The organism is Nonomuraea turkmeniaca (genome assembly GCF_005889735.1).
Lineage (GTDB): Bacteria > Actinomycetota > Actinomycetes > Streptosporangiales > Streptosporangiaceae > Nonomuraea > Nonomuraea turkmeniaca.
Genome location: NZ_VCKY01000298.1, coordinates 1 through 11,350, shown reverse-complemented (window position 1 = coordinate 11,350; position 11,350 = coordinate 1). Strand labels below are relative to the sequence as shown.

Annotated in this window: 11 protein-coding genes; 7 read left to right on the top strand and 4 right to left on the bottom strand. The window is 68.3% G+C overall.

What is annotated here, in order from left to right; all coding sequences use genetic code 11:
• Window positions 1-1,123 (bottom strand): cytochrome P450 (locus ETD86_RS48085; RefSeq protein ID WP_246149394.1); only part of this gene is annotated, 1,123 nt, incomplete at its 3' end.
• Between the two features lie 838 nt (window positions 1,124-1,961).
• On the opposite strand from ETD86_RS48085, the gene ETD86_RS48080 reads away from it, so the two are divergent.
• The 7 genes from ETD86_RS48080 to ETD86_RS48050 are packed head-to-tail and all read left to right on the top strand — an operon-like array spanning window position 1,962 to window position 9,277.
• Window positions 1,962-2,807, top strand: coding sequence for a fumarylacetoacetate hydrolase family protein (locus tag ETD86_RS48080; protein WP_138673308.1), 846 nt, complete (start codon window positions 1,962-1,964; stop codon window positions 2,805-2,807).
• Window positions 2,804-4,105, top strand: a complete 1,302-nt coding sequence (locus tag ETD86_RS48075) for an L-fuconate dehydratase (protein WP_138673307.1) — start codon at window positions 2,804-2,806, stop codon at window positions 4,103-4,105. The genes ETD86_RS48080 and ETD86_RS48075 overlap by 4 nt, the downstream gene beginning before the upstream one ends.
• On the top strand, window positions 4,102-4,836 hold the full coding sequence (locus ETD86_RS48070; RefSeq protein ID WP_246149393.1) for an SDR family NAD(P)-dependent oxidoreductase: 735 nt from the start codon (window positions 4,102-4,104) through the stop codon (window positions 4,834-4,836). Before ETD86_RS48075 ends, ETD86_RS48070 begins: the two co-directional genes overlap by 4 nt.
• Before the next feature lie 15 nt (window positions 4,837-4,851).
• A complete protein-coding gene (locus tag ETD86_RS48065) occupies window positions 4,852-5,880 on the top strand; it encodes a sugar ABC transporter substrate-binding protein (RefSeq protein ID WP_138673306.1) in 1,029 nt (342 codons plus the stop codon).
• Window positions 5,881-7,362 carry a sugar ABC transporter ATP-binding protein gene (locus tag ETD86_RS48060; protein ID WP_138673305.1) on the top strand — a complete coding sequence of 494 codons (1,482 nt, stop codon included), beginning with the start codon at window positions 5,881-5,883 and terminating at the stop codon, window positions 7,360-7,362.
• A 5-nt stretch (window positions 7,363-7,367) separates the two neighbouring features.
• Entirely contained in the window at window positions 7,368-8,348 is a 981-nt protein-coding gene (locus ETD86_RS48055; RefSeq protein WP_138673304.1) for an ABC transporter permease, read from the top strand.
• Window positions 8,345-9,277 carry an aldo/keto reductase gene (locus tag ETD86_RS48050; RefSeq protein WP_138673303.1) on the top strand — a complete coding sequence of 311 codons (933 nt, stop codon included), beginning with the start codon at window positions 8,345-8,347 and terminating at the stop codon, window positions 9,275-9,277. The genes ETD86_RS48055 and ETD86_RS48050 overlap by 4 nt, the downstream gene beginning before the upstream one ends.
• Before the next feature lie 181 nt (window positions 9,278-9,458).
• Here the strand turns inward: ETD86_RS48050 and ETD86_RS48045 are convergent, their stop codons facing one another.
• The 3 genes from ETD86_RS48045 to ETD86_RS48035 form a co-directional block, all read right to left on the bottom strand.
• The gene (locus ETD86_RS48045) at window positions 9,459-9,917 is read right to left on the bottom strand and encodes a GNAT family N-acetyltransferase (RefSeq protein WP_170223684.1); all 459 of its coding nucleotides are present in this window, start codon (window positions 9,915-9,917) and stop codon (window positions 9,459-9,461) included.
• 14 nt (window positions 9,918-9,931) lie between these two features.
• Window positions 9,932-10,729, bottom strand: coding sequence for an ATP-binding protein (locus ETD86_RS48040; RefSeq protein WP_246149391.1), 798 nt, complete (start codon window positions 10,727-10,729; stop codon window positions 9,932-9,934).
• A gap of 131 nt (window positions 10,730-10,860) precedes the next feature.
• The coding region (locus ETD86_RS48035; RefSeq protein WP_484213972.1) for a DNA ligase-like domain-containing protein at window positions 10,861-11,350 on the bottom strand (490 nt) is incomplete at its 5' end.

Below are 11,350 nucleotides of genomic sequence, written 5' to 3'. Positions count from 1 at the left end.
GGCTTCGGCGGCGGGCCAGTTGTTCGAACAGGATGCGGAGTTCCAGCTTGGCGAGGTGGTTGCCCAGGCAGAAGTGGGCGCCCCCGCCGCCGAAGCCGATGTGCGGGTTCGGGTCGCGGCCGATGTCGAAGACCTCGGCGTCGGGGAAGACGGCGGTGTCGCGGTTGGCGGCGGCGTAGAAGACCACGACCTTGTCGTCGGCCTTGATCTGCTGCCCGCCCAGTTCCTGATCCCTCGTGGAGGTGCGGCGGAACAGGTTGACGGGGGAGATCCAGCGGACGATCTCGTCGGCGGCGGTCCTGGCCAGCGTGGGGTCGGCGACGAGGCGGTCCCACTGGTCCGGGTGCTCGAAGAGCGTGAGCATGCCGCCTGAGGCGGCGTTGCGAGTGGTCTCGTTGCCGGCGACCACCAGGAGGAGGATGAAGAGGTCGAATTCGTTCTCGTCGAGCGTTTCGCCGTTCTCGTCCGGCTGCAGGAGCTTGGTGACGATGTCGTTCCTGGGGTTGGCTCTGCGCTGCGCCGCCAGCTGGTTGGCCCAGGCGTAGACCTCCATGGCGGCGGCGGAGCCCTCCTCCGGCCTGGAGGCGTAGTCGGGGTCCTGGGAGCCGATCATGCGGTTGGACCAGGCGAAGACCTTGTCGCGGTCGGATACGGGCGCGCCGAGCAACTCGCAGATCACGTAGAGGGGCAGGGGCGCGGCGACTTCGGTGACGAAGTCGATCTCGCCTGTGCACTTGTCGAGGAGGTCGTCGCAGATGTCGCGGATGTGTTGTTCGAGGGCTCCGATCGTGCGCGGGGTGAAGCCCCGGTTGACCAGGGAGCGGCGTCGCGTGTGCTCTGGCGGGTCCTGGTTGAGCATCATGAGCCGTTGGAGAGCTATCTGCTCCTCCGTCAGTTCTTCGACGAGGGCGAGCTTCCGATAGGAGGAGAAGAGGTCGGAGTGGCGTGAGATGTGGACGACGTCCTCGTAGCGGGTGACGGCCCAGAAGCCGGGCTGGCCCTCATGCCAGTGGACGGGGGAGTTCGCGCGCAGCCAGGCGAACTGGTCGTGCGGTGGTCCGGCGGTCGCGTAGCGGTCCCTGTCGACGAGGTCGATGTGCACCTGGGTCACCCTCTTGATCAAGCGCTTGGTTACACCGTACTGAAACGTGTTCTATTACGGGGCTGTACGGCCGTCAAGGAGAGTCAATGGTGGCCATGGTGGACTCCGCCGTCGCCATGTCCTCGGACGCCCCACCCTCGCGTGCCTTTGCCCGCCGCCCCGCCTGCCGGGTGCGGGCGCCCGGCAGGGTGCCGTCCGCTGTTTGCTCGACCTCCGGACGCTGCTTTCTTCGACACTCGCTTCTGCATGTCGGGCCTGGCAGGTGGGGTCTCGCAGGTGGGGTCTCGCATGTCGAGCTTCGCGCGTGGGGTGTCGCGTGTCGGGTGTCGCATCCCGTCCTGCCTGCCTTCATCCGCTCATCCGCTGTGTTGCTCGCCCCGCCTGTCGCGCTGCTCGCCAGGGGTCGCGTGCGTGGTCGTTCGGCCCGGTCGGCCGTTCCGGAGGCGGGTGTTGTCTGTTGAGTCGATCGGTCGCCGTGCACCGGGTGCCGCCCGTCGCGTCGTGTGCCTGCTGCGTCGGGTGCCGCCGATCGTGTCGTGTGCCTGCTGTGTCGGGTGCCAGGCTGCTCGTCTCGGCGTGCTGTGTGCTCGCTTGCTGCCTGGGTGGTCACCGGCTGTCCCGTCGTTCGGTGCCGGCACGCCGTCATGCTCGACCTCCGATGTCTCTTCTTGTCGGAATTTCGGCGGCGTGGACGCGGTCCTTGGAACGGTAAACAGGGTTCACAGTTGGGGGTTGCCTCTTTACGGTGAATCTCCAGGTCACGGATCGGATGTTTCCGACTCCTCACCCTTGACACACCCCGTTCGCTCGCACGAGCATCGGGAGACGAGACATCCGATGTATATGTGAAGGATGCGGTGTGAAGCTGCTGCGAGTAGGACCTGTCGGACAGGAGCGGCCGGCGGTGCTGGACGACGCCGGGAACCTGCGCGATATCGGAGAGCCTGACATCGATGGCGCCTTTCTCGCCTCCGGGGGAGTGGCACGCGTCCGCGAGGCGCTCGAGCGTGGTGACCTGCCGGTCATCGACGTGGAGGGGCTGCGTGTCGGCGCGCCCATCGCGCGACCGGGCAAGATCGTCTGCATCGGCCTGAACTACAGCGACCACGCCGCGGAGTCAGGCTTGGAGGCGCCGGCCGAGCCGGTCGTGTTCATGAAAGCACCCAACACCATGATCGGCCCGTACGACGAGGTACTCGTTCCTCGGGGGAGCGTGAAGACCGACTGGGAGGTCGAGCTGGCCGTGATCATCGGCCAGAAGGCGCGCTACCTGGACGGCAAGGAAGAGGCGCTGGGTGTGATCGCCGGCTACGCGGTCGCCAACGACGTGTCCGAGCGCGAGTTCCAGCTCGAGCGCGGCGGGCAGTGGGACAAGGGGAAGTCGTGTGAGACGTTCAACCCCCTCGGCCCCTGGCTGGTGACCGCTGACGAGGTCGGCGACCCGCAGAACCTGCCGCTGCGGCTCTGGGTCAACGGGGAGCGCCGCCAGGACGGTGACACGAAGAACATGATCTTCGATGTGGCGGAGATCGTGCGCTATCTGAGCCAGTTCATGGTGCTGGAGCCGGGTGACGTCATCAACACGGGCACGCCGGCCGGTGTGGCCATGGGGATGCCTGGGCAGCCGTACCTGAGGGCCGGTGACGTCATTGAGCTGGAGATCGAGGGGCTGGGACGGCAGCGGCAGACGGTGGGGCAGGCATGACCGGAGCGGTGGCCACGTACAAGATCGTCGGGATGGAGACGCACGATGTGCGGTTTCCGACGTCACGGGAGCTCGACGGCTCTGACGCGATGAATCCGGACCCGGACTACTCCGCGGCCTATGTCGTGCTCAAGACCGACGACGGGTTCGAGGGGCACGGGTTCGCGTTCACGATCGGGCGCGGGAACGACATCCAGACGACCGCCATCAGCGCGCTCGAGCCGTACGTGCTGGGCAGGGACGTCGAGGACCTCGGCGCCCTCTACAAGAACATGGTCAACGACTCGCAGCTGCGCTGGTTGGGGCCCGAGAAGGGCGTCATGCACATGGCGATCTCCGCCGTGGTCAACGGCCTGTGGGACCTCAAGGCCAAGCGCGCGGGCAAGCCGTTGTGGCGGTTGTTGTCCGAGATGTCCTCCGAGGAGATTGTCGATCTCATCGACTTCCGGTACCTGAGCGACGCGCTGACCCCGGATGAAGCCCTCCAGATGCTGAGAAATGCGGAACAAGGCAAGGAAGAGCGGATAAATCGGCTTATCGAGGTCGGCTACCCCGCCTACACGACCTCGCCCGGCTGGCTCGGGTACGACGACGAGAAGTTGCGGCGGCTCTGCAAAGAGGCCCTGGACCAGGGGTTCGGGCAGATCAAGCTCAAGGTCGGCGCGGACCTGGAGGACGACAGGCGCCGGTTCCGGGTGGCCAGGGAGGTGTGCGGCCCCGATTTCCCGATCGCGATCGACGCCAACCAGCGTTGGGACGTCGGCTCGGCCATCGCGTGGATCAATGCGTTGCGCGAGTTCAACCCACACTGGGTCGAGGAGCCGACCAGCCCCGACGACGTGCTCGGCCACGCCGCCATCGCCAAGGGCATCGACCCCATCCCGGTGGCCACCGGCGAGCACGTGCAGAACCGCATCGTGTTCAAGCAACTGCTCCAGGCCGGCGCGATCTCGTACCTGCAGATCGACTCCGCCCGCGTCGGCGGCGTCAACGAGAACCTGGCGATCATGCTGCTCGCGGCCAAGTTCGGGGTCCCGGTGTGCCCGCACGCGGGCGGCGTCGGGCTGTGCGAGCTGGTGCAGCACCTGGCGATGTTCGATTACGTGGCGATCACCGGGACCATGGACAACCGCGTGATCGAGTACGTCGACCACCTGCACGAGCACTTCGCCGACCCGGTCGTGATCCGTGACGGCCGGTACGTCGCCCCGTCCGCGCCCGGCTTCAGCGCGGAGATGCACCCCGAGTCGATCGCCGCGCACACGTTCCCCGGCGGCGAGGTCTGGAGGGACGCGTGAGCCTGAAAGCGATCGTGACCGGCGGCGGATCCGGCATCGGACTGGCCGTGGCCGCCCTGCTCGCCGAGCGCGGCATGAAGGTGGCCTGCCTGGACGTCCACCCGCCGGGCGAGCCGTTCATCGGGATCAAGGTGGACGTCACCGACGACGTCTGGGTACGCGCCGCGGTGGCCGAGGCCGCCGACCGACTCGGCGGCGTCGACGTGCTCGTCAACAACGCGGGCATCGGAGCGCAGGGCACCATCGAGGACAACCCGGACAGCGAGTGGCAGCGGGTGTTCGACGTCAACGTGTTCGGCATGGTCCGGGTGGCGCGGGCGGCACTGCCGTACCTCAGGAAGTCGCAGCACGCCGCCATCGTCAACACCTGCTCGATCGCGGCCACGGCGGGACTGCCCGAGCGGGCCCTTTACAGCGCGACGAAGGGTGCGGTGTTGTCGCTGACGCTGGCGATGGCCGCGGACCACATCCGCGAAGGCATCCGCGTCAACTGCGTCAACCCCGGGACCGCGGACACCCCGTGGGTCGCCAGGTTGCTCGACTCGGCCCCCGACCCGGAGGCGGAGCGAGCGGCGCTCAACGCCAGGCAGCCGATGGGCCGCCTGGTCAGGGCGGAAGAGGTCGCCGCGGCGATCGCCTACCTCGTCAGCCCCGAGGCCGGCGCGACCACCGGGACCGCGCTCGCGGTCGACGGCGGCATGCAGGGACTTCGGCTCCGGCCAAACCACTAAGAAAGGTACCCCCCTATGAAGTTCGGACGGGTGGTCGCGGGCGCGGCCCTACTAGCGGTCGTCACAGCATGTGGCTCCGGGACGTCGACGACGACGACGGCGGAAGGCGGCGGAGGGAAGGTCGGCATCGACCATCCCCGGGCCGACTCCGACTTCTGGAACTCCTACATCAAGTACGTCCCGCAGATGGCGGGCGAGCTCAAGGTGGACCTCATGCCCGCCACGAACTCGCAGAACGACGTGGCCAAGCTGGTCAACAACGTGCAGGCGCTGATCGGCCAGGGCGCCAAGGCGATCGTCATGGCCCCGCAGGACACCGGCGCCATCGCCAACACGCTGCAGCAACTGGAGAACAAGAAGATCCCCGTCGTGACCGTCGACACCCGGCCGGACAAGGGCAAGGTCTTCATGGTCGTACGCGCCGACAATCGCGCGTACGGGACCAAGGCCTGCGAGTTCCTCGGTGAGAAGCTCGGCGGCAAGGGCAAGGTCGTCCAGCTCCAGGGCGCGCTCAGCTCGATCAACGGCCGTGACCGGTCGGAGGCGTTCCTGGAGTGCATGAAGACCAAGTTCCCCGGGATCACGGTGTTCAGCGAGCCGACCGAGTGGGAGGGCAGCAAGGCCGCGTCCATGCTGCAGACCCGCCTGGAGCAGAACCCCGACATCAAGGGCATCTACATGCACGCCGGCGGCGTCCACCTTGCGCCGACGCTGCAGGTGCTCAAGCAGAAGGGCCTGCTCGTCCCGCCGACCGACGCCAAGCACATCTTCGTCGTCTCGAACGACGGGATTCCGCAGGAGTTCGAGGCGATCCGCAAGGGGGACATCGACGCCACGGTGTCGCAGCCGGCCGACCTGTACGCCAAGTACGCGCTCTACTACGCCAAGGCCGCGTTGGAGGGCAAGACGTTCAAGGCGGGTCCCACGGACCACGACAGCACGATCATCCAGCTTCCGAACGGCCTGGAGGACCAGCTCCCCGCGCCGCTCGTCACGAAGGACAACGTGGATGACAAGAGCCTCTGGGGTAACCAGGTCAAGTAGATGAACATTCACGTTGAAGCCCGAAACGTCGTCAAGCGCTTCGGCCCCACCGTCGCGCTCAACGGCGCGAAGATCGCCATCGCCGAGGGCGAGACCCACGCGCTCGTCGGCAGGAACGGCGCGGGGAAGTCCACCCTGGTATCGATCCTCACCGGGCTCCAGCGGCCTGACGAGGGCGAGGTGCTGTTCTCCGGGGAGGCGGCGCCCGCCCTCGCCGACCGCGACGCCTGGCGGCAGCGTGTCGCCTGCGTCTACCAGAAGTCCACGATCATCCCGGCGCTGACGGTGGCGGAGAACCTCTTCCTCAACCGCCAGACGGAGCGGCCCGGCCCGATCGACTGGCGCGCGCTACGGGCCAGGGCACGCGAGCTGCTGGACACGTACGAGGTGGACGTGGACGCGCACGTGCTGGCCGGCGACCTGAGCGTGGAGCAGCGCCAGCTCGTGGAGATCGCTCGCGCGCTGTCGTTCGGGGCCAGGTTCATCATCCTCGACGAGCCCACCGCCAGGCTGGACGGGCCGGCCATCGAGCGGTTGTTCGCACGCATGCGGTCGCTGCGCGAGCAGGGTGTCACGATGATGTACATCTCCCATCACCTCGACGAGGTGTACGAGATCTGCCAGAGCGTCACGGTCTTCCGCGACGCCCGGCACATCGCGACCAGGCCGGTCGCCGACCTGCCGCACGACGAGCTGGTCGCCGCGATGACGGGGGAGGCCACGGCCGCGTACGCCTCCCGCTCCCGGACGCCCGGGGACCGGGTGGTGCTGTCGGGCGAGGGCCTGTCACTGGCCGGCCGCTACACAGATATTGATATTTCGGTTAAGTCCGGCGAGGTCGTCGGCCTCGCCGGCTCCGCGAGCAGCGGCAAGGTCGGACTGGCCGAGACCCTGGTCGGGCTGCGCAAGGCGGACGCGGGCACGGTCACGGTCAACGGCACCCAGGTCAGGCCGGGCGACGTGCCGGCGGCCATGAAGGCCGGACTCGGATTCGTGCCCGAGGACCGGCACCACGAGGGCATCATCCCGCTCCTGTCCGTGGGGGAGAACGCCACGTTCCCGATCGCCCGCAAGCTGGGCCGGTACGGCATCGTCTCGCCGACGCGCCGCCGTGCCAAGGCCGAGCAGATGATCGAAATCCTGGACATCAAGACAGAAGGCGCCGATCAACCCGTCGGCGACCTGTCCGGAGGGAACGCGCAGAAAGTGGTGTTCGCGCGGGCGCTCGTGGACGATCCGACGGTGCTGGTCGTGATCAACCCGACCGCCGGCGTCGACGTCAAGGCCAAACAGGCCCTGCTCGGCGCCGTCGAGGACGCCGTCGATCGGGGCGCGGGGGCGGTCGTGGTCTCCGACGAGCTCGACGACCTGCGGATCTGCGACCGCGTGCTGGTGATGTTCCACGGCAGGGTCGTGAAGGACGTGCCGCGTGGATGGACCGACCACGAGCTCGTGGCCGTGATGGAAGGCATAGAAGATTGACCACTTTGACCGCACCGATCCCCCGGGTACGACTGGCCAGGTTCCGTGACCTGACGCTCGTACCAGTGATCGTGATCCTGCTCGTCGTCGGCGCGATCCTGGACCCGACCTTCCTGACCGCGGGCAACCTGACGAACGTGCTGCAGCAGCAATCGGCGATCTCGCTCCTCGTCCTGGCCGAGGCCATGATCCTGATCGCCGGCAAGTTCGACCTGTCGCTGGAGTCGACGGTCGGCACCGCGCCCGCGATCGCGGTGATGATGGTGATCCCGGTGACGGCGGGCGGGTTCGGCATCGCACTGCCCGGCGCGCTGGCGATTCCTCTCGCACTGCTGATCGGCGCGGCCATCGGCGCGTTCAACGGATTCCTGATCATCAGGTTCCAGCTGTCGGCGTTCATCGTCACGCTGGCCATGCTGATCATCGTGCACGGCCTGCTGCAGGGGCCGACGGAGGGCAAGACGCTGTTCGAGCTGCCCGACTCGATCCTCTACCTGGGCAGCGCCACGTGGCTCGGCCTGCCCGCGGCCATCTGGATCGCCGGGGTGCTGTTCGCGGCCGGCATCTTCGGCCTCGGCTACCTCCGGGTCGGCCGCGCGCTCTACGCCGTCGGCGGCAACACCGACGCCGCTCGCGCCGCCGGCATCCGGGTGGACCGGGTGCTCTACGGCGTGTTCATCGTGGGCGGGACGCTGGCCGCGCTGGCCGGGATCCTGGAGACCGGGCGCCTCGGCGCGATCGGCAACAACATGGGCGTCGGCTGGATCTTCATGGTGTTCGCCGCGGCCGTCATCGGCGGCGTCAGCATGGACGGCGGCAAGGGCACGATCCTCGGCGCGCTCACCGGCGTGCTGGTGATCGGCCTCGTGCAGAACATCCTGACCCTCATCGGCGTCTCCGGCTTCTGGCAGCCGGTGATCTACGGCGGCATCATCCTCATCGCACTGATGATCAGCCGGATCGCGGGCGGAAAGGCACAAGATTGACAATCGAGCTGCCCTCTTATGGGCTCGGCGGTGCCCCGATCGGCAACCTGTTCCAGGAGGTGACGGACGAGCAGGCCCGCGCCACGGTGGACGCGGCGTGGGACAGCGGCGTGCGCCTGTTCGACACCGCGCCGCACTACGGGCTGGGCCTGTCGGAGCGGCGTCTCGGCGCGGCCCTGGCCGGCCGCTCCGGCTACGTCCTGTCGACCAAGGTCGGCCGCCTGCTGGTCCCCTCTTCCGGCTCCGGCCGTGACCAGGAGGGCTTCGCCGTGCCGGCCGAGCTGGAGCGGGTGTGGGACTTCTCGCGCGACGGCGTACGCCGGTCGCTGGAGGAGTCCCTGGTGCGGCTGGAACTGCCGGCCGTGCACATCGCGCTCATCCACGACCCGGACGACCACGTGGAGCAGGCGCTCACCGAGGCGTACCCGGCGCTGGCCGAGCTGAGGGCCGAAGGCGTGGTGCAGGCGATCGGGATCGGCATGAACCAGTGGCAGGCGCCGCTGCGCTTCGTCCAGGAGACCGACATCGACGTGGTCATGCTCGCCGGCCGCTACACCCTGCTCGACCAGTCCGGCCGGCAACTCCTGGACGCGTGCGCCGAACGCGGCGTCAAGGTCCTGGCGGCCGGCGTCTTCAACAGCGGCATCCTGGCCACGTCCAAGCCGGCGGGCACGTACAACTACCTGCCGGCGCCGGAGCCGCTGGTGGAGCGGGCCACCCGGATCGCGGGGGTCTGCGAGCGTCACGGCGTCTCACTGCCCCAGGCCGCCATGGCCTTCCCCCTGCGGCATCCGGCGATCGCCACCATCGTCCTGGGGGCCCGGGCGCCGGAAGAGGTCACCAGGAACGCCGCCCTGTGGGCGCGGCCGGTGCCTGAGGAGCTTTGGGACGAACTGGAGTCGGAGGGGCTGCTTTCCCAGGAACATTAAGGAGGTCCAAAGGCCTTACGGCCGGTCCGCGCGCGTGGGCCAAGGGTGCCCTCGCGCGTGTGCGCGCCTTGCCTGGCTTCCGCGGGCAGGGCGGCCAAACGCGCCTTCGCACGCGTGCGCGCCTGGCTTCCGCAGGCAGGCGGCCGGCGGCGTGGGTGGAGCCCGTTGGCGGCTTGCCGGTTCAGGACGGGACGAGGGCGTAGTCAGCGATCCACAGCCCGGGGATCACCTCTGTCTCCCCGGCCGGCACGAACCCGAGCCCCTCGTACAACCTCCGCGCAGGCGCGTTGTCCCGCCCGGTGGACACCACGACCCGCCGCGTCCCCGCCCGCACCAGGACCTCCTTGACCAGCGCGCGCCCGATCCCGCGCCGCAGCGCGCTGGGATGCACGATCAACCGGTTGACGTCCACCTCGTCATCGGTCTCCTCCCACGCCACGGCCCCGGCCAGCCGCCCGTCCTCGTCCACGGCCCCGAGCCACCGCAACGGTTGCGCCCGCAGGCCGGCCAGGCTCTCGTGCAGGGGCGGGATGCGATCATCCTTGATGATCGCGGCCTCGACGGCGTACGCGGCCTTCTGCAGGGCGAGCAGCTCGGCCCCGAGTGACTCGTCGGTGGGCGATATTGCGGTAATGAGCACTGGACGAGTATCTCTTAGCCGACCTCCCACAGCGCGCTCACGGGCATGGCCCGCATGCGGTCGCCGAAGGGCAGCGTTTGAGTGCCGGTATGGAGCACAAGGCCAGCGACGAAGTCGTCGCCGAGCCGTTCGGCGAGATGCCTCAGCCCGCGGAAATCCTCGGTGCGTACGGCTGACGCGGCCTTCACCTCGATGCCGACGACGCGCCCCTGCCGGTTCTCCAGCACCGCATCGACCTCAATACGGTCCTTGGTCCTGTAGTGATAGAGCTCCACCCGCTCATCCGCCCAGGTGAGCTGGCGGGCGAGCTCCATGAGCACGAACCCCTCCAGCAACGGGCCGAAGGCGCTGTTGGGACGGAGGAGGCCGCGAGCGTCGGAGCCGAGGAGGTTCGCCGCCAGGCCGGAGTCGACGAACGCGACCTTCGGCGTGCCGATGGCCCTGCTGCTGAGGTTCCTGGACCAGGCTGGGATTCGTTTGATCAGGAAGACCTCTTCGAGGAGAGCGAGATATCGGTGGACTGTGCTCGCCGACACGCTCAGCTCGTTGCTCAATGCGTTTCCGACGAGCAATTGGCCCGATCGGGCAGCCAGTAGTCGGATGAGCGTCAGCATTTGCTGGCCTTGCTCGATCTCTGCCAGTTGCCGGACGTCACGCACGATCAGATCGCCGATGTAGGAGTCGAAGAATCGTGCTCTGCGCCGGGAGTTGGTGCGTGCTAGGGCCTCCGGATGACACACCTCTGTGACGCAATGGTCGCCATCGTGCTGACGCAATGGTCGCCATCGTGCTGACGCAATGGTCGCCGTCATACTGACGCAATGGTCGACGTGATCGTGACGCATTAGCGGACAAGCCCCTGACGTGATGGTCGCAATGATCGCGACGCGAAGGTCGCAATGATCGCGATGACATGGTCGCCCTGACCATGATGGCCTGGCCGCTATGAGGCGGGGATGAACAGCCACGACGTGGACGGGCCCGGCTCGTACGGTGAGTCCAGGCGTTTGGCCACCACCCCCGGCAACCCCTGCTCCCTGGCCGCCTGCCGCACCGGCCCCGCCTCCCCGGGCCAGGACGGGGCAGTCTGCCAGTGGGCGCCCGACAACCCGAGAGCCTCCAGGGCCGACCTCCGGGCCGTATAGGGCTGCTCGACCAGGGAGCGCCCGTCGTCGTACAGGAGGTCGTAGAAGACGAGGATCTCGCCGCCTCCGAGCGTGGCGAGCTCGCCGTCCAGCACCGCCGTGCGGCTGCCGAACGACTCCGCCAGCCCGCGCAACCACGGATGTTCGCGGGCCGCGTCCGTGCGTCCGCCCTCGATGGGGACCAGGAGGCGCCGGCCGCCCCACGCGAACTCGAAGGCATACGCGGAGGCGTCCTTCGGGGGTTTCGCCCGTTCCGTCGGGAGCATGGCGTCAAGGGCGGGGAAGGGG

What these genes read in the sequence shown, in the direction of transcription:
- ETD86_RS48060 (WP_138673305.1), top strand. Translation starts at nt 5,881, where the DNA reads ATGAACATTCACGTTGAAGCCCGAAACGTCGTCAAGCGCTTCGGCCCC.
- ETD86_RS48040 (WP_246149391.1), bottom strand. Translation starts at nt 10,729, where the DNA reads ATGACGGCGACCATTGCGTCAGCACGATGGCGACCATTGCGTCAGCAC.
- ETD86_RS48075 (WP_138673307.1), top strand. Translation starts at nt 2,804, where the DNA reads ATGACCGGAGCGGTGGCCACGTACAAGATCGTCGGGATGGAGACGCAC.
- ETD86_RS48065 (WP_138673306.1), top strand. Translation starts at nt 4,852, where the DNA reads ATGAAGTTCGGACGGGTGGTCGCGGGCGCGGCCCTACTAGCGGTCGTC.